The 19877-nt window shown below is 42.9% G+C and carries 15 protein-coding genes and 1 tRNA gene; 2 read left to right on the forward strand and 14 right to left on the reverse strand.

The features are described from left to right. Nucleotides 1-6 precede the first annotated feature (6 nt). Nucleotides 7-759, reverse strand: a complete 753-nt coding sequence (gene ubiE, locus DKT75_RS16340; protein WP_109824716.1) for a bifunctional demethylmenaquinone methyltransferase/2-methoxy-6-polyprenyl-1,4-benzoquinol methylase UbiE — start codon at nucleotides 757-759, stop codon at nucleotides 7-9. A 163-nt stretch (nucleotides 760-922) separates the two neighbouring features. On the opposite strand from ubiE, the gene DKT75_RS16345 reads away from it, so the two are divergent. Together DKT75_RS16345 and lipA are read left to right on the forward strand one after the other, a co-directional pair. Beyond that, a complete protein-coding gene (locus DKT75_RS16345; protein ID WP_109824718.1) occupies nucleotides 923-1651 on the forward strand; it encodes a hypothetical protein in 729 nt (242 codons plus the stop codon). 186 nt (nucleotides 1652-1837) lie between these two features. Next, on the forward strand, nucleotides 1838-2800 hold the full coding sequence (gene lipA / locus DKT75_RS16350; protein ID WP_109824720.1) for a lipoyl synthase: 963 nt from the start codon (nucleotides 1838-1840) through the stop codon (nucleotides 2798-2800). Nucleotides 2801-2818: 18 nt separating this feature from the next. On the opposite strand, the gene murU is transcribed toward lipA, so the two are convergent. The 13 genes from murU to fdx form a co-directional block, all read right to left on the reverse strand. After that, nucleotides 2819-3502, reverse strand: a complete 684-nt coding sequence (gene murU, locus DKT75_RS16355; protein ID WP_109824722.1) for an N-acetylmuramate alpha-1-phosphate uridylyltransferase MurU — start codon at nucleotides 3500-3502, stop codon at nucleotides 2819-2821. Continuing rightward, nucleotides 3499-4500 (reverse strand): aminoglycoside phosphotransferase family protein, encoded by a 1002-nt coding sequence (locus DKT75_RS16360; RefSeq protein WP_109824724.1) that lies wholly within the window; start codon nucleotides 4498-4500, stop codon nucleotides 3499-3501. The genes murU and DKT75_RS16360 overlap by 4 nt, the downstream gene beginning before the upstream one ends. Nucleotides 4501-4564: 64 nt before the next feature. Further along, nucleotides 4565-5464, reverse strand: a complete 900-nt coding sequence (gene galU / locus DKT75_RS16365) for a UTP--glucose-1-phosphate uridylyltransferase GalU (RefSeq protein ID WP_109824726.1) — start codon at nucleotides 5462-5464, stop codon at nucleotides 4565-4567. Nucleotides 5465-5682: 218 nt separating this feature from the next. Beyond that, nucleotides 5683-7275, reverse strand: a complete 1593-nt coding sequence (locus DKT75_RS16370) for a S1 RNA-binding domain-containing protein (protein WP_109824728.1) — start codon at nucleotides 7273-7275, stop codon at nucleotides 5683-5685. Nucleotides 7276-7405: 130 nt separating this feature from the next. Then, the gene (locus tag DKT75_RS16375; RefSeq protein WP_109824730.1) at nucleotides 7406-8269 is read right to left on the reverse strand and encodes a hypothetical protein; all 864 of its coding nucleotides are present in this window, start codon (nucleotides 8267-8269) and stop codon (nucleotides 7406-7408) included. A gap of 206 nt (nucleotides 8270-8475) precedes the next feature. After that, nucleotides 8476-8552, reverse strand: a tRNA-Ile gene (locus DKT75_RS16380). Between the two features lie 12 nt (nucleotides 8553-8564). Beyond that, nucleotides 8565-10448 carry an RNA polymerase sigma factor RpoD gene (gene rpoD, locus DKT75_RS16385; protein WP_109824732.1) on the reverse strand — a complete coding sequence of 628 codons (1884 nt, stop codon included), beginning with the start codon at nucleotides 10446-10448 and terminating at the stop codon, nucleotides 8565-8567. Nucleotides 10449-10552: 104 nt separating this feature from the next. Then, a complete protein-coding gene (gene dnaG / locus DKT75_RS16390; RefSeq protein ID WP_109824734.1) occupies nucleotides 10553-12322 on the reverse strand; it encodes a DNA primase in 1770 nt (589 codons plus the stop codon). 86 nt (nucleotides 12323-12408) lie between these two features. Continuing rightward, nucleotides 12409-13860, reverse strand: a complete 1452-nt coding sequence (locus DKT75_RS16395; RefSeq protein WP_109824736.1) for a glutamate synthase subunit beta — start codon at nucleotides 13858-13860, stop codon at nucleotides 12409-12411. 15 nt (nucleotides 13861-13875) lie between these two features. Further along, a complete protein-coding gene (gene gltB / locus DKT75_RS16400; RefSeq protein WP_109824738.1) occupies nucleotides 13876-18447 on the reverse strand; it encodes a glutamate synthase large subunit in 4572 nt (1523 codons plus the stop codon). 330 nt (nucleotides 18448-18777) lie between these two features. Further along, nucleotides 18778-19305 (reverse strand): molybdenum cofactor biosynthesis protein B, encoded by a 528-nt coding sequence (gene moaB, locus DKT75_RS16405; RefSeq protein ID WP_109824740.1) that lies wholly within the window; start codon nucleotides 19303-19305, stop codon nucleotides 18778-18780. A 17-nt stretch (nucleotides 19306-19322) separates the two neighbouring features. Further along, the gene (gene iscX / locus DKT75_RS16410; RefSeq protein ID WP_211665471.1) at nucleotides 19323-19523 is read right to left on the reverse strand and encodes a Fe-S cluster assembly protein IscX; all 201 of its coding nucleotides are present in this window, start codon (nucleotides 19521-19523) and stop codon (nucleotides 19323-19325) included. A 12-nt stretch (nucleotides 19524-19535) separates the two neighbouring features. Further along, nucleotides 19536-19874, reverse strand: coding sequence for an ISC system 2Fe-2S type ferredoxin (fdx, locus tag DKT75_RS16415; RefSeq protein ID WP_109824742.1), 339 nt, complete (start codon nucleotides 19872-19874; stop codon nucleotides 19536-19538). Nucleotides 19875-19877: the final 3 nt, after the last annotated feature.

The following is a 19877-nucleotide window of genomic DNA, read 5'->3' on the forward strand; positions in this document are numbered from 1 at the left end:
GCTTCATTAGAACTTATACCCTGTGTGAAGTGCGACGATACCACCCGTCATATTGTGGTAACTCACCTTGTCAAAACCAGCATCTTCCATCATTCCTTTTAGTGTTTCTTGGTCAGGATGCATGCGAATAGACTCTGCAAGGTAGCGATAGCTGTCAGCATCATTTGCTACAAGCTTGCCTACCGCAGGCAGTATTTTGAATGAGTAGTGATCATAAACAACATTTAGACCTGGCACGACAGGCTTTGAAAACTCAAGCACCATCAATTTTCCGCCCGGCTTCAAACAACGTAATATCGACTCAAGTGCATTTTTCTTTTCAGTCACATTGCGTAAACCGAATGCCATCGTTACAAGGTCAAATGTATTGTCTTCGAAAGGTAAATCTTCGGCATCGGCCTGAACATATTCGATATTACCTGCGATGCCCATATTGGTCAGACGCTCTCGTCCTTGCTCCAACATTGACTCGTTAATATCGGACAAAATGACCTTGCCTGTAGGACCCACAAGACGGGTAAATTTCGCGGCTAAATCGCCTGTTCCGCCCGCCAAATCAAGAACAGTGTCGCCTTTTTTTACACCTGACTTGTTAATTGTGTACCTTTTCCACAAGCGGTGGACGCCTCCTGACATAAGGTCGTTCATAATGTCGTATTTATTAGCAACTGAGTGGAAAACTTCAGCAACTCTGGTAGCCTTATCATCAACGGCTACGTTTTCATAGCCGAAGTGAGTGGTTTGGTTTTTGTCTGACATATTTGTTACTCAATAGCCTCGAAAGACCAGTCATTGATAAAAGTGCAAATGCGGGTTGTTTATGCATCAACCGTACGCAAAGCAAAACCGCATTGTAGCAACCAACGTCACTGTTTTGCCATTGGCAACACAAACTTAACAATAAACGTACGGATACGTCACTATGAAGAAACTAAGTACTGCAATTATTTTTACTCTAATGGCTTTTTTTGCCACTACCGTTCCTACATTAGCCACTGCTAATCAATCATATACTTGTGACTCGGCTGCTCAAGTGATCCGCAATTATAAAGGTAATCCTCAAGCGTGGAAGAACCGCGGCTTGTATACAGAACCTAATAAAGCGACGTTATATTTTGAAGCTAACTGCACAGGCGGTGGAACAAATAGCATCGTAAATGCGGGCACTAAAGGCGCAACGATCCGTGCTGCTACTTGTAAAGACTGCTATAACGCAGGCTATCGTAAAGGTGTTCAAGCTGGTCAACTTGCTGAGCGTCGACGTGGACCTGTTGCTAGCAGCGTAACAACGCCGCCAACTTACCGCAAAGTAGCTAATGTAAGTCACCAGCCTGTCCGTACAGTTTACGTTTCTCAACCTAAAGTTCAAATGATTGCACATGGTAACCATAGTCACCACAGTGAAGCAGAAAAACTAGACTGCGCGCTAACTGATGCATTAAATCGTCGAGCTGGCCCTGTTACTTCGTTCGTAAAGAGAACAATCACACCTGCAACGTTCAGCAAAGTTCGTACTGCAAGCAAAGTACCGATGATCAGTCATGGCGACCATAGTCACCACACTGCAGTTGAGAAAGCAGACTGCGAATTAACAGATGCGCTTAATCGTCGTGCTGGTTCAGTCGTTACTGTTGTTCGACGTACTCACTAAAAGCAATCTTTAAAGGGTTGAAGCGTAAGTCATTACGTTTCAACCTTATTTACTTTGCGGCATTACTAATATGTATCCATGCCGTTCACAAAATATCATGCTTTAATCCCCTCCTTCTCCCCATCAGACTTTCAAAGCTTGATATACTCTGCCATCGTTTAAACCTTACCGTTGTAGGTTAGTTATATGAGCAAAGATTCAAATAAGGTCACTCAGGGTGTTAAGTTACGTGGTGCTGAGAAAGTTGCCCGCATTCCTATTAAAGTGATACCTAGTACCGAAATCAAGCGAAAGCCTTCATGGATTCGTGCTAAAGCGCCTACAACAAAAGAAGTTAAGCGCCTTAAAGAAATTTTACGCGAACAGAAGTTAAATACTGTTTGTGAAGAAGCGGCTTGTCCTAACCTAGGTGAGTGCTTCACTAAGGGTACGGCAACCTTCATGATTATGGGTGCTATCTGCACACGTCGTTGCCCTTTCTGTGATGTTGGTCATGGTCGTCCAAACCCATTGGATGCGGATGAGCCAAAGAACATGGCAGAAACAATTAAAGCGATGGGACTTAAATACGTCGTTATTACATCAGTAGATCGTGATGATCTTCGTGATGGTGGTGCTGCTCACTTCGTTGAATGCATTGAAGAAGCACGCAAGCTTAACCCTGGGCTTAGTATTGAGATACTGACACCTGACTTCCGTGGTCGTATGGATATCGCGCTGGAGATTATGAGCAAATCACCACCTGATGTATTCAATCATAATATGGAAACAATTCCTCGCTTATACAAGAAAGCACGTCCTGGTTCTGACTATCAGTGGTCTCTAGATCTACTTAAGCGCTTTAAAGGTATGTACCCTAACGTACCAACAAAGTCAGGCTTAATGCTTGGTCTGGGTGAAACGTTAGATGAAGTTAAAGTTGTGATGCAAGACTTACTTGATCATGGCTGCAACATGCTGACACTAGGCCAATACCTACAACCAAGTCTTGATCACTTAGCAGTAGAGCGTTTTGTAACGCCTGATGAGTTTAAAGAGCTTGAGATCGCAGGTTATGAAATGGGCTTTACTCATGTAGCAAGTGGCCCAATGGTTCGCTCGTCTTATCATGCAGATGTACAAGCAGAAGGCTTAGTTCAAACCTTCTAAAATGATTTATCGCTCAGGTCAAACGGCCTGAGCGTTTTCCATTAGCGCTTGATCTAACGCGACTAAACGCTCTGGTGTTCCAATATCCTGCCAAACACGCTCATGCTTCTCCCCACTCACCAACCCAGCATCCATTGCCTTTCTAAATATCGGTAACAACGGTTGCTTGCCATAAGCTAAGCCTTCAAACATTTTTGGATGGTAATAACCAATACCACTGAATGTTAGCTTCTCACTACCAACACTTTGAATACGGTCATTACTTAACTGAAAATCTCCCTCCAAATGATGCGGAGGATTATTCACTAAGACCAAATGACAAAGGTCACCTTGTTTCATTGGCGAAACACTTTGAAAGTCGTAGTCACACCAGATATCACCATTCACCACTAAGAAAGGCTCATCACCCAATAATGGTAAAGCTTTGATAATGCCACCGGCTGTTTCCAAAGCACCCTCTTCTCTCTCATCAGAATATTGGATAGACAGTCCAAGTTGCTCACCTGCCCCTAAAGCCTCGATCAGCTTGTCACCTTTCCAGGCAACATTAATAACAACCTCGGAAAAGCCACATTGCTTTAAGCGCTCTAAGTGCCAAACGATCAGCGGCTTACCACCAACCGCTAACATAGGCTTGGGTAAGTGGTCTGTTAGAGGACGCATGCGTGAGCCAAGTCCTGCCGCTAGAATCATTGCTTTCATGCTACTATTTCCACCGTACCAATTTTTTCTGCGATATCGTAACGCTCAAATATCGTCAATAAATCAGATAGCTCTGGGTAACGCTTAGTGACTGTAATCACATAACTCAGTGTTAGCGGTAAATCTTTGAGGTAGCCGGACTTTCCGTCACGGTGATTAAGTCGAGCAAAAATGCCCAGCACTTTAATGTGACGCTGCAACCCGATGAAATCAAACCACGTCATAAATACATCCGTGCTAACAGCAGACATTAAACCCTGCTCCGTCGCACGCGTTTGGTAATCTGACACCCATTGATACACACGTGCCTCTGGCCATGAGATATAGCAATCTCTAAGCAGTGACACTAAGTCGTAGCAGATAGGCCCTAAGACTGCATCCTGAAAATCTATGACACCAGGGTTGTTTTCTACTGTCACCATTAGGTTACGTGAGTGGTAGTCACGGTGTACAAATACTTGAGGCTGTTCTAAAGCATTCGCTTTTAGACAATTAAAGACGCCCTGTAACATTTTCTGCTCATCGCTAGACAATGTAATACCCAAGTGCTCAGCAAGGAACCAGTCAGGCATAAGATCCATTTCACGCTGTAATAAAGCGTCGTCATAACAAGGTAAGCCTTCGACATTTGCTTGTTGAATTTGCAGTAGCGCAGTAAAAGCATCTTGGTAAAGTGAATCAGCTGTTTTTGTATTTAACTCAGGTAAGTAAGGCGTGCTACCTAAATCACTGAGTAATAGAAAGCCTTGTTCAAGAGAGCGTTGAAAAATGGCGGGAGCATTAACCTGTTGCGCTAATAAGCGTTCGGTAATGTCTATAAAGGGAATGAGTGTTTCTTTATCCGGCGGAGCATCCATCGCAACCCAAGTTGACTGACCTTGCTGAACGCGAAAGTAACGACGGAAGCTAGCATCTGCGGAGGCAACTTCAAGTGTCGCTGTAGGCCTTTCTTGGTGAACCCAGTGAGTTAAATCTTCTAAGCGGTGGTCGATGGACATAATTATTCTTCATATTATTTGATGAATATATTATGCCCACCTGACTTATATAAAAAAAGCTTGTTTACAACTTTAACTCTGACAATGCTTTCTTAAAGCGCTCACCGATACCTGGGTGACGTAAACCGTATTCAACATTAGCCATCATATAGCTAAGTTTAGAACCACAGTCATGGCTCTTCCCTGTAATGTGGAATGCATTAACTGGCTCTTCCTTCATCAACATTGCAATCGCATCAGTTAACTGAATTTCATCACCCGCGCCAACAGGCGTATATTTAAGCAGTTCCCAAATTTTCTTAGAAAGCACATAACGACCAACAACCGCTAAGTTTGATGGCGCTTGATCAGTGGGTGGTTTTTCAACCACTTGGTCAAGACGTGCACATTCACCCGCTTTAAGATCATGCCCACCAACATCAGCAACACCATAACCACTCACCAACTCCATTGGAACTGGCTCTACCATGATCTGACTCTCACCATTCTCATCAAACTGGCGCATCATTTCAGCAAGATTTTCTGTTTTTAGGTTACTGTGGTACTCATCGATAATCACATCAGGTAGAACCACTACAAACGGCTCATCACCCACTAAAGGCTCCGCACAAAGAACAGCATGACCCAAACCTTTTGCAACACCTTGACGCACTTGCATGATTGTTACATCAGCTGGGCATATAGAGCGAACTTCATCTAACAACTGACGCTTAACACGTTTTTCCAGTGTCGCTTCAAGTTCATAACTAGTATCAAAGTGATTTTCGATCGAGTTTTTACTTGAGTGGGTCACCAATACGATTTCTTTTATACCAGCGGCAATACATTCATTGACGATGTATTGAATCATTGGCTTATCTACAATTGGAAGCATTTCTTTAGGAATAGCTTTTGTCGCCGGTAACATACGTGTACCTAGACCAGCGACGGGTATGACTGCTTTGCGAATCTTATTTTGGCTCATTGAAAGTCTCATTAGTGTTAATTTAGAAGGATAATGTATTCTACTAACTACGAATTTTTAGAAAAAATCAGCATCAGCTAAACGGTATTTATAATTTTTAAAGCCCGTACCTATTTTTCAAACGACCTTACTTGCCGGATCAATCTACACTTCAAGATTAGCGACAAACGTGCCATTTGACAATAGTACTAAGCCAATCAGCGAAAAAAAATGTGAAATTACTTGAGACCAGCCGCATAACGAATGCTTTTAACCAGTGCCTTATTGATAGTTGCCCAATAAGCACTTTTTACACGCCACATATGGAACGGCTTTCTGTCCACAGGTAACCAAGCCAAATCCGCAAATGGATCAGATGTTTCTTCACTAAGCTCCTCAGCAGTTATAGGTAATATTAAAGGCGCTAATCCTTCATGCTTCGAAAGAAAATACTCTAACGCTTTATAAGTGTCTGACTCGAGGTAATCATCACTTAGTAAAACAATTAATATATCGGGTACTGTTACCTGCTCTTCATCAAAAAATATATTGTCAATCTCGAGGTTGATATGTTGGCGCATTTTAATCTGCACCTCATCCAACAAAGCTACAATCTGGTTATGGCAATTAGCTTGAAAAAAAGAACTCACCGCCACCCGTACAGTCCGAGGAAACTCTTGTGGCTTAATTAAACTATATGGCGAGGGTTGTTCTAAAAAAGGGTTTTCGCATAACTGCTTCAGCCCTAATCCAATACGACCAGTACTCTTATCGATATCAATCACTTTACAGGTAATCGACAAACCCGCTCTAAAGTTCACTAGATTATTTTTAGAATTAGTAAACCAAGACAAATTTGAAAAATGTAATAAACCATTAAAGCCTTCTGAAATTTCAACAAAAAGACCAAAATCAGTTCTAGAGCGTATCACCCCTGTTACCACATCTCCCACGGCATAATCTTTAAATACGACTTCCGAAGGGTTTGGAGTCATCTCTTTTAAACTAAACGATACTTGCTGCTTGTCAGCATCGATATCGCTAATTTTAACACTAAGCACATCACCTCTCTCAAAAGTCATCACCTGGAGTCGGCTTCGTGCATTCCAGCTTAATTCTGACCAATGAAGGATGCCTGCAATATAATCTTCACAAACAACAAAATAACCAAAGTCAGCAACACTATTGATTGTTACTTTTACTTCATCGCCTACCGTATAAGTTTTGTAAAATCGCTGCCAATGTTTATCGTCTAATTGTTTAATACTAGCGGTAATATAAGCCTTGCTAGGAACCACTTTTAAAAGCTTGGCACTAACATTGTCGCCGACAGTAAGTGCATCATCGGCATGACTGTTTGCACCCCAAGAAACCTCATTTTGTGACACCAGGCAAGTCACCCCTCCTAGATCTAGAGTCACTAAACGATTAGAAATAGAACTTACTTCACCTTGAACGACTTCCCCCTTAGTCAGCCCTTCAAAGTAATCAGAATAGGTATCCTTAATGACATCCATACGAGACACAACTAAGTGATCGTTTGCTTCATCAACACTTAACACGTAAAACTTCAAAGGCTTATTCAAAAAAACTTCTGGAACGTCATCGTATTCACATAAGTCAAAACGGTAGCGAGGACAAAAACCTGATATCCCACCAAAACGAACCTTGTATCCGCTTTCGACCTTGTGAGCCATGTAACCTGTGACTATTATTTTATTATCACAAGCATAGGCTAAACCCTCCCAGCTATGAAGTGCTGGTATTGTTTCAGATACTGCTGTTTTATTAACAATTGTTTGAAACAAATTAACAACAGGGGTTAGAAACATAAAAAAGCCATGTTAAAAGAAGTAGGTACAATTGCCTTAAATAAGTAATCGTATCGGAAGGAAATAAAACCATTTAAAAAAATTATATGAGCATTAATCATACAACAAAAGTCATTTACTGGACAATCATTTATGGCGAAGGGATGCGCTGATTAGTCGACCTTACTATCTGCGCTATGACTACAAAACTAAGCACCCCCAACAGCCAAAAATAACTAGTGATATCATCAGCACCCTCATTAAGTAAATAGCCAAAAAGGTTAACCATTAACATTAAAGGCAACCATAACAAGACACAGTTGACTCTTTTAACTGATAATACATACAAGACAGACGCCATGATAGGTATTAAGAAAATAGAGCCATAAGTAATACTTAAACCTACCGCATTGTCCTGAATATAACTAGAAAAGCGCTCTGAAAATATAGTTATCATTCCAATGAGCCACGTACTGCCAATTAAAGTTGCAGACAACCGACTCCCTAAGGGAATCACGCTACTATATAAATCCAAACGTAGTAGACCGAAAAATAGGACTCCAACTAGCACTGAGGACCACTCAGTCCAGTGATTTTTTAATCCACCGCCTATAAGAAAAAGTACCATAATCGCCGATATAATTATTGGGATGATAACCAAAAAATCTAACGTAATTATCGATTCGGTTTTAGAAAATAACAGTAGGCTCGATAAGGTTATACAAATAAGGCTAACAATAATAAGTGACTCACCTTCTAACAGCGAATACTGGAGCAAGGTATTCGCCATCGAACTAATAATCGCAAAAATGACGAGCAGCGGTGCATGTGGCCGCCACTGATTAGCCTGCTTGAACAAGAAAGGCACTGTCAATATCGCTGCCGATGAAAAAGCATAAAATAAAATCTGAGTATCAACGAGGTGAGTTTTACTAATAATATCCAATGGATACCAACACAGGGTTAGGGCTGAAGATAAAATCAGCACGCAGATAGCTGCAAATTTATTCATCATAGTGAAAGCAGACACTCTAATTTGGGGGCGAATAGGGACGATTTACGCGCAAGCAATGCGTGTTTTTTGCACATACAAATAGTGGCGTAATTTCACTCTATTTGCAATCATTCCCCCTGTCTTATTTACTGAATGTAAACAAAGCGTATTTAGCAGATACAAAAAAGCCCCATCAGCGTTAACTGATGAGGCTTTTTCGATAGATATGGTGGGCCCAGAAGGACTCGAACCTTCGACCAATAGATTATGAGTCTACTGCTCTAACCAACTGAGCTATGGGCCCTAAATTAGAATGTTAACGAGGTGTAGGATCGTTATCTAATTCTAAGAAGCTGCGTAGCATATCCGATCTACTCGGATGACGCAATTTTCTTAACGCTTTAGCTTCAATTTGTCGAATACGCTCACGCGTCACGTCAAACTGCTTACCTACTTCTTCAAGCGTATGATCAGTATTCATATCAATACCAAAACGCATTCTCAGTACTTTCGCTTCACGAGGCGTCAAACTACTCAAGACATCACGCGTACTCTCGCCAAGGCTAGATGCCGTTGCATTGTCCATAGGAGACTGTACGTTACCGTCTTCAATAAAGTCACCTAAGTGAGAATCTTCGTCATCACCGATCGGCGTTTCCATTGAGATTGGCTCTTTAGCAATCTTCATGACCTTGCGAACTTTGTCCTCAGGCATGTCCATCGCTTCAGCTAGCTCTTCTGGCGTACCTTCACGTCCTTTTTCCTGAAGTAGCTTACGAGAGATACGATTCAACTTATTAATCGTTTCAATCATGTGTACAGGAATACGGATAGTACGTGCCTGGTCAGCAATCGAGCGAGTTATCGCCTGACGAATCCACCATGTCGCATATGTCGAGAACTTGTAACCACGGCGGTATTCAAACTTATCTACCGCTTTCATCAAACCAATGTTTCCTTCTTGAATCAGATCCAAGAACTGTAAACCACGGTTTGTGTATTTCTTAGCGATCGAGATAACCAAACGTAAGTTAGCCTCAACCATTTCTTTCTTTGCACGACGCGCTTTCGCTTCACCGACAGAGACACTACGACTAATGTCTTTGATCTGAGTAATCGATAAACGAGTATCAGTTTCAATGCGAGTCAAGTGACGCTGGAACTTAGTAATCTCATCAATATATGGAGCAACCGCTTCAGCAAACTTAGGGCTTGCTTCCATAACACCAGTCAACCATTCAGGGCTAGTCTCGTGCTGTGGGAAAGTCTTTACAAACTCTCTACGCGCCATTCCCGCTTTATCGATACACAAACGCATGATCTTTCTTTCGAAGCCACGGATTTGAGTAATGATACTGCTTAACTGACCACCAATCTGATCGATGATTGGCTGAGTAAACTTAAATTCAAGTAACTTATGGGCCTGTGCAGCACGTGCCTTTGCATAAGCTTCCATGTTGTCCGCATCACGCGCACTACAGGCTTCTTCATACAATGCTTTAAGTTCTAAGAACTTTTCACGCGCTTCTTCAGGATCAGGACCTGTATCTACTTCTTCCTCTTCTTCGTCATCGTCGTCTTCACCATCAGACTCTTCCTCTTCGCCTTCAACTTTTTCGTCAGCTTTGACTTCAGGAACAACAATTACTGGAGGAGGTACTGGAATTGCATGACGATCAGCATCTGGATCAACAAACGAGTTAACCACATCTGTAAGACGTGCTTCTTCAAGTTCAATCTTTTCGAACTTGTCTAAGACAAACTCGGTAGATGCTGGGAATTCTGCTAGTGATGTCAGAACTTCGTACAAACCTTCTTCAATACGAATCGCTATCTGAATCTCGCCTTCACGCGTCAAAAGCTCAACCGTACCCATTTCACGCATATACATGCGCACAGGGTCAGTGGTACGACCGAAGTCTGTATCGACGCTGCTAAGTGCCGCTGCCGCTTCTTCAGCAGCATCCTCGTCTGCATCAACGGCTTCGTCGCCCATGTTGATGCTATCTTCATCAGGTGCCTTCTCAAACACCTTAATACCCATGTCGTTAATCATGCGTACTATATCTTCGATCTGCTCTGGATCAACTATAGTATCAGGCAAATGATCGTTGACCTCCGCATAAGTAAGGTAGCCCTGCTCCTTACCTTTGGAAATCAATGTCTTTAAACTGGATTTCTGCTTCTCTTGTCCACTCATGTAGCTGAGTTCCCGAAAAAAAGTTAATCGGCCATGTTAACACACTGAGATGCGTTACATGAAATACGTACTGTCTATTTTACTTAAATAGCAAGTCGCTTGTTTTATTGAACTGATAATTGGTCAGTCAGGTAGCGTATATCGCCTTTTTCCTGATCTGATAATCCATCAGTTACTTGTTTGTGAAATAATATTTCAAGTTTGGACTTTCGAGCCTGCTTCTCTATAGAAGCCAAGCAATCACTAAACTCTTTTGACATTATTTCATCATCATCACTATTGGGTTGCGACTTCATGAGTTGCAATAAATCCGACTCTAAATCGGAATGACGCCATCGTTCTAATAACGTTATGGCATTAATATGAGGACTCTCTTCCACAGATTCAATGAGTGTGGTCAATAAATCCGTTCCAGGCAGTCCAGAAAAGGCAATTTGCTCTGGATTTTTGACTAACTGAGCCAGTGAAGGCTTATTCAAAAGTAATATACAGGCATATTGAATCGGTGGATGCGTAACCGACCGTTGATAGCTAGCGTTATTTCTGCGCGACGACCGTCTGGGTGTTTCTTGCTCAGCAACGTCCTGCTTACCTTTCAAAATTGACTTTCTATCAACACCGGTCAACTTTGCAATATCTTGCAAAATCAAATCTTTAAGCTGACTCTCTGGCACTTTCTTTAACAAAGTACTCGCTTCGTTTAAAAACTGCGCCTTACCTTCATTTTGCGTAATATTAAATTTCGCACTTAAAGCTTCAATAAAATAAGCACTTAGCGGTGTCGCACTGCTAAACGACTCTTCAAACGCCTCTTTTCCAATACTTCGCACCAAACTATCTGGATCTTCACCGTCTGGTAAAAACATAAAGTGAATAGCTTTATCATCGCGTAGTACCGGAAGCGTGTTATCTAAAGCACGCCAAGCGGCTTCTTTACCCGCACGGTCACCATCAAAACAAAAAATGATTTCTGGCACCGTACGATACAATATTTCAATATGTTGCTGGGTCGTTGCGGTACCTAAAGTAGCCACGCCATAAGTAATACCAAACTGGGCTAAGGAGATAACATCCATATAGCCTTCAACAACAATAATACGCTCAAGTTTACGTGTAGCCTGTCGCGCTTCATACAATCCATAAAGCTCATTACTTTTGTGAAACAGAGGCGTCTCAGGCGAGTTAATGTACTTGGGCGTGTCATCCCCCATCACTCGACCACCAAAGCCTATTACTTGGCCTTTACGGTTACGAATGGGAAACATAATACGATCACGGTAGCGGTCATAACTGCCACCCTCATCTTTCGCAATCGCGATACCTGACTCAACGATCTGTTCCTGACGATATCGGGAGGACAGATGTTTAATCGCAGCGTCCCACGACTTTTTGGAATAACCCACGCCATAAGCTTGAGCTATTTCACCACTTAAACCGCGGTTTTTCATGTATTCGACAGCTGCTGTATTTAACTTAAGCTGTTTTTGATAATAGGTGCTAGCCTCGGCCATTAGGTCAACTAGACCCTTTTGCTTTTGCTGTTGTTGAGGACTCCGTTTTCGCCCTTCTTCGCGAGGCACTTCTAGCCCCATTGAGCTAGCAATAGACTCGATAGCTTCAACAAATTCTAGGTGTTCGTACTCCATCAAAAATGTAATGGCAGAACCGTTCATGCCGCACCCAAAACAGTGGTAGAACTGTTTGTTCGGGCTTACCGTGAACGACGGAGTTTTTTCGTTATGAAATGGACAGCACGCTTGATACTCTCGACCATGCTTTTTTAAAGGCACGCGCGCGTTAATTACATCCACGATATCGCATCGCGCAAGCAATTGATCAATAAATTCTCGTGGTATTAAACCAGAAGCTGCCATAGTGAATTCGTTTTAGTTTTTATGGGGACAAAAAAGCCCGTAGAAGGTCTCCCATTCTACAGGCTTTTTTTAAGCAAAAGAAATAATTAGCGAGGTAGCACGGAGCTGCCCATTAAGTATTTATCAATGGCATGCGCGCACTGGCGACCTTCACGAATTGCCCAGACTACAAGAGACTGACCACGACGCATATCACCCGCAGCAAACACTTTATCAATCGAAGTGTAATAAGCTTGCTTACCTTCAGTGTCGCCCTTCACGTTACCACGACCATCAAGCTCAACACCTAAGCTATCGATCATGTTTTCATGAACTGGATGAACAAAACCCATTGCCAATGTAACGACATCCGCTTTCAGTTCAAACTCAGAACCTTCAACTTCACTTAGTTTCCATTGACCATTTTCGTCTTTGTTCCACTGAACTTCAACACAGATAATTGCTTTTACATTGCCATTACCATCATCAACGAATGATTTAGTTGATACAGAGAACTTACGTACTGCACCCTCTTCCTGAGACGTCGACGTACGGAACTTATCCGGCCAATCAGGCCATACAAGCTGCTTATCTTCCTTCTCAGGAGGACGAGGCATAATCTCTAGCTGTGTAACTGATGCTGCACCATTACGAGTCGATGTACCAATACAATCAGAACCAGTATCACCACCACCGATAACCACAACGTGCTTACCTTCAACTGATACAACATGCTCTTCACCGTGAATGCCTTGAACAAACTTAGTGTTTGCTTTCAGGTAGTCCATTGCGAAGTAAACACCGTTTAGATCACGACCAGGAATTGTTAAATCACGTGGCTTTTCAGAACCACCTGTCAATGCAATAGCATCAAAGTTGTTCAACAACTCTTGAGTGCTCACATCAGTACCAACGCAAGTGTTTGTTTTGAATTCAACACCTTCAGCGACCATTTGCTCTGCACGACGGTCTAGCAATGATTTATCCAACTTAAAGTCTGGAATACCAAAACGCATCAGACCACCCACTTTTGGCTCTTTTTCAAAGACAACGACACGATGACCAGCACGTGATAACTGCTGTGCTGCTGCCAAGCCCGCAGGGCCTGAACCAACAACGGCAACTCGCTGACCCGTCTTGATTAGAGCAACTTCTGGTTTGATCCAGTCATTCTCAAAACCCTTATCAACAATCGCACATTCGATTGACTTGATAGTAACGGGTACATCATCCAAGTTTAGCGTACATGACTCTTGGCAAGGTGCTGGACAAATACGTCCAGTCACTTCAGGGAAGTTGTTTGTACTGTGTAGTACCTCAACTGCCTCTTTCCATTTGTTTTTGTAAACCAAGTCATTCCAATCAGGAATCAGGTTATTAACCGGACATCCTTTATGACAGAACGGAATACCGCAATCCATGCAGCGTGCGCCCTGATCACTAAGCTCTGTATCCGTTAGCGGAATAACAAACTCTTTGAAATTAATGACACGTGTTTCAATCGGCGCATAGGTACGTTCTTTGCGTGCGATTTCTTTAAATCCTGTAACTTTTCCCATTGCAAATTCCTCCTATTAAGCCGCTGCGCGACGTTTTTTCAATACTTTCAAAGCGTGACGGTAATCAGTAGGTGTTACCTTCACAAACTTCGTAAGGTAGCCTTCCCAATCTGCCAATATCTCTTCAGCAAGCTGTGAACCTGTGTACTCGTAATGGTTAACGATTAACTGCTTTAGGCGTTGCTCATCGGCCATCATTGGATCGCTAATGTCTTCATCACCTTCATCAGTATCAACTGTTTCTAGCTCAACCATCTGCGTATTGCAGTTAGATGCGAACTCACCTTTAAGATCAAGTACATAAGCAATACCGCCGGACATACCCGCAGCAAAGTTACGACCTGTGCCACCAAGACAAACAACCGTTCCACCTGTCATGTACTCACAACCGTGATCACCGACACCTTCAACGACTGCAGAAGCGCCTGAGTTACGAACTGCGAAACGCTCGCCTACGACACCAGAAAGGTAAGCTTCACCACTGATTGCGCCGTATAACAAAGTGTTACCAGAAATAATATTCTGATCAGCACGACCCATCTTAGAGTTTTTTGGTGGCGCAATAACAATACGTCCGCCAGACAGACCTTTACCAACGTAGTCATTACCTGTTCCAAACAACTCAGCCGTGACACCTTTGGCCAACCAAGCACCGAAAGACTGTCCTGCTGTACCCGTTGCTCTGATCATAATCGTGTCATCAGGCAAACCTGCGTGACCATACTTCTCTGCAACGCGACCCGACAACATCGTCCCAAAGGTACGGTTGTGGTTTTGAAGCTCGATATTTATCTCAACCTTGTCGCCATTTTCTAGCGCAGGTGCAGCTTGTTTAATAAGCTCATTATCCAATGCAGCATCAAGACCGTGGTCTTGCTTTTCTGTCCAATAAATATCTTCTGGAGAGTCTGCTTCTGGCTTAGCTAACAAACGGCTGTAATCCAAGCCTTGTGTCTTCCAATGCTCAACAGCAGTCTTCATATCCAGACGATCAGACTGACCAATCATGTCATTGAAGTTACGGTAGCCAAGCTCAGCCATGATTTCACGTATCTCTTCAGCAACGTAGAAGAAGTAGTTGATAACGTGCTCAGGCTTACCTGTGAAGCGCTTACGTAACTCAGGATCCTGAGTAGCAACACCGACTGGGCAAGTATTCAAATGACACTTACGCATCATAATGCAACCTTCAGCAATCAATGGCGCAGTCGCGAAACCAAACTCATCAGCACCTAATAGCGCTGCAATGATTACGTCACGACCTGTACGTAAACCACCATCCGCTTGAACACAAATACGATTACGTAGTTTGTTCAATACAAGTGTTTGGTGAGTTTCTGCTAGACCAAGCTCCCAGGGCGAACCTGCGTGCTTAATAGACGTAATTGGTGACGCACCAGTACCACCTTCAAAACCAGAGATAGTCAGATGATCGGCATGTGCTTTAGAAACACCTGCTGCAACCGTACCAACACCGATTTCAGATACTAGCTTCACTGAGATGTCAGCAATAGGATTCACATTCTTAAGATCGTGAATCAACTGAGCCAAATCTTCGATAGAGTAGATATCGTGATGTGGTGGCGGTGAAATTAGACCAACACCTTCTGTCGAGTGACGTACTTTAGCAATACGCTCATCAACCTTATGACCCGGTAGCTGACCACCTTCACCAGGCTTAGCACCCTGAGCCATTTTGATCTGGATCATGTCAGAGTTAACAAGGTACTCAGCAGTCACACCAAAACGACCAGACGCAACTTGCTTGATAGCAGAGCGCATAGGGTTCATTTTGCCATCAGCCAAAGGCAAGTAGCGAGAAGGCTCTTCTCCACCCTCACCAGTATTTGACTTACCGCCTATCTCATTCATAGCAATAGCCAGTGTTGAATGAGCTTCGTGCGAAATACTACCGAATGACATTGCACCCGTTGCAAAACGCTTAACGATTTCTGTTGCTGACTCTACTTCATCCAATGGAACTGATGCTTTATCAAGATTGAACTTCATCAAACCACGTAACGTCAGTAGCTTTTCTGACTGCTCATCTACTAGCTTACAGAACTCTTTGAACGTCTTAGGGTCGTTTCCACGTACAGCATGCTGTAACTTGGAAATAGTATCAGGCGTCCAAACGTGTGCTTCACCTTTTGTACGGTAAGCATAATCACCACCAATATCGAGGTGCTTAGCAAAACGCATACGGTTACCAAAACCTTGGTCATGCAAGATCGCTGCTTCTTTTGCAACACCGTCTAGCTCCATACCCTCAACGGTAGTTTGAGTACCTGTGAAGAACTCATCCAAGAACGCCGTAGACAAACCAATCGCATCAAAGATTTGAGCACCACAGTAAGATTGGTAGGTTGAAATACCCATCTTAGACATCACTTTCTTAAGGCCTTTACCTACTGCCTTGACATAGTTTTTATGAGCTGACTCAACCGTCATACCCGGCGCAATATCGTCTAGGTTATCAGTGATAGTCTCAAGCGCTAACCAGGGGTTAACTGCTTCAGCACCGTAACCTGCCAATGTAGCAATGTGGTGTATCTCAAGCGCAGCACCCGTCTCAACAACCAAACCAGTCTCTGTTCTCAAACCTTCTTGAATCAGATACTGATGAACAGCAGAAGTCGCCAATAGCGCTGGAATTGATAGACGCTGTGCACTAACCGCACGGTCAGACAAAATCAGAATATTGTAATGGCCTAAAACGGCTTGCTTCGCTGCTGCACAAAGGTCATAAATCGCTTCACGCATGCCTTCTGCGCCTTTAGACGCATAGTAAGTAATGTCTAATGTAGCGGTTTGGAATGCATTACCCACATGGTCATGGATATGACGAATACGATCTAGATCTTCATTACTCAATACTGGCTGAGAAGACTCAAGGCGCATGTGCGAGCCTTGGTCATCATGACCTAGCAAGTTTGGACGAGGCCCAATCAGAGTAACCAATGACATCACCACTTCTTCACGAATTGGATCGATCGGAGGATTAGTAACTTGTGCAAAGTTCTGTTTAAAATAGTTAGACAAATGACGCGAGCGATCTGAAAGCACAGCTACTGGAGTATCTGTCCCCATTGACGCTAAGCCTTCTTCACCGTTGTTAACCATCGGATCTAGTAAAAACTTCACATACTCTTGCGTATATCCAAATGCTTGCTGAGTCTTAAGCAAGTCAGCTTTAGCTAGTGACGCAGGAGGATTAGCATCCGTTGTTAGATCTTCTAACTCAATCTGACCTTTTTCCAACCAATCTTGGTAAGGGTGTGCATTGGCCAAAGCAGTTTTCACTTCTTCATCAGAAATGATACGACCTTCTTCCGTGTCAATTAGGAAAGTCTTACCTGGCTCTAAACGCCATTTCTTAACAATCTTGTCTTCAGGAATGTCTAGGACACCCATCTCAGATGCCATAACCACTAAGTTATCATCTGTGATCAAGTAACGTGCTGGACGTAAACCATTACGATCAAGCATTGCACCGACTTGACGGCCATCTGTAAATGCAACCGCTGCTGGACCATCCCATGGCTCCATCAATGCTGCATTGTACTCGTAGTATGCGCGACGCTTAGCATCCATCCTGTTTGAGCTATGAGCCCAAGCTTCAGGAATCAACATCGTCATTGCTTGTACTAGTGAATAGCCACCAGCAACCAGTAATTCCAATGCATTATCTAAACAAGCTGTGTCTGATTGTCCTTCAGGGATTACAGGCCAAATCTTTTTAAGATCATCACCCAAAATATCTGATTGCATTGAATGCTTACGTGCAGCCATCCAGTTAACGTTTCCGCGGTTTGTGTTGATCTCACCGTTGTGAGCCATCATGCGGAAAGGATGTGCAAGATCCCATGTAGGGAAAGTATTTGTAGAGAAACGCTGATGAACAAGCACAATCGCTGATGTCGTTCGTTTGTCTAACAAATCAAGGTAGTACTCACCAACTTGCTCTGCCAATAACATACCTTTGTAGACAATAGTACGTGTTGACATTGAGTTGATGTAGAAATCTCTGTAACCAGCTTCCGCAGCTTTAGAAATTTGTGAACCCAACATCTTGTGTATTACAAACAACTTACGCTCTAAGCCATTTTGGTCAGCAATATTATCGCCACGACCAATGAAGATTTGACGAATTGATGGCTCTGTTGGCTTAACACTATCACCAAGATCAGAACTATCGACCGGTACATCTCTCCAGCCTAAAACTATCTGCCCTTCCGACTCTACAACCTTATTAACTGTCGCTTCAAGTGCTTGACGCTCTGTGGCATCTTTTGGCAAGAAAAGCATACCCACACCGTAGTCGCCTAAAGCAGGTAGTTCAAAGTCGACTACTTCACGAAAGTAAGTGTCGGGAATCTGCATCAACAAGCCTGCACCATCACCTGCTTTTGGATCAGCGCCTACTGCTCCGCGGTGTACGATACGTTTAAGAATAGTCAGACCTTGTTCAACAATGTCATGACTTTTCTCACCTTTAATATGGGCAACAAAACCCACACCACAGGCATCATGCTCGTTGGCTGGGTCGTACAAACCTTGCTTTTCAGGCAATGATCCTAAATGCATACTGTCCTCGCTAAAAAAGTTTAATCGTTGAACACTGCTCCCTGCTTCGACGATTAATAGAAAAAATTGAGCAGAATATTATACCATTTTTTTAAAATAAACGCTTCCAACACCATGTTTTATCTACACTAAAGTGAAACACACTGCGCCACGTTGGCACTAGTCGAATCAACTGGCGTTTTCGCATATCCTAACAGGTTATAACCAACATGATTGCACAAAGCAGATATAATTCACCTACTTTCTCATGGTACTCATTTTATTTAAAACCGACGTTAACTAATGCTTATGGCAAGCTTTTTTATCACCTAAAATAAATTAAGAAATAATTTAAGTTTCTGTGAGCCGCGGCATGATTTCTACCAAATTACAGGGACACGTTCTATTGTCCAATTGTGCAGAAATTAACTTTGACCAACCATCATTGCAAGCACCTGTAGAACCAGGTAAACAGAAAATGAATGTTCCGTTTGCAACGCCTGCGACTGCTCTCGATTGCAAGGTTGATGTTCCTATCAAATCATAAGACAACACACGGAACATTTCACCAAAACCATCAATGGTTTTATCAAATAACGGAGTCAGTGCTTCTGGCGTTCCATCACGACCAGTCAAGCCTGTTCCACCCGTAGTAACAATGGCATCAACACTTGGGTCTGCAATCCACTGAGAAACGATGGCGCGTAAATCATAACGATCATCTTTGACAATTTGCTTGTCGGAGAGGATGTGACCGTCTTTTTCTAACATCGACACCAAGGTTTGCCCCGACTTATCGTCGGCCTCAGTTCGAGAGTCAGAGACAGTTAATATCGCCAAGTTAAGTGGAATGAATTCACGTTCAGCTATTTTAGACATTAACAGTCTCCTTTTATTTAATCTTTCTCTTCAATCCAAGTCATTTGGATTGCTTCTAAAATCTTCTCATTTGAACGCTCTGGGTCATCCTCAAAACGCTCCAACTCCGTGACCCAACGGTGTAAGTCCGTAAAACGAACATACTGAGGATCAACATCTGGGTGAGCTTCATCCAAATCCAAAACAACCTCTAAAGTATCAGTCCAACCGATTTTCATAGTAAACCTCTTTTAGTGAGTCTCAGAAACCATATTAATAGTGTACTTAGGCACTTCGATAACCAAGTCTTTATCAGCAACCTTCGCCTGACAACTTAGTCGAGAATCAGGGTCTACACCCCAAGCTTTATCTAGGTAGTCCTCCTCAAGATCAGTTGCTACTTCCAGTGAATCGAAGCCTTCACGAACTTGGACATGACACGTAGTACACGCACATGACTTTTCACATGCATGCTCAATCGAAATACCATTTTTCAACGCTGCGTCGCAGATCGTTGTACCGCTTTCTGCTTCAAAAACTGCCCCATCTGGACAAAGCTCTGGATGAGGTAAAAATATAATCTGTGGCATAGG

This window comes from Leucothrix arctica (genome assembly GCF_003172895.1).
Taxonomy (GTDB): domain Bacteria; phylum Pseudomonadota; class Gammaproteobacteria; order Thiotrichales; family Thiotrichaceae; genus Leucothrix; species Leucothrix arctica.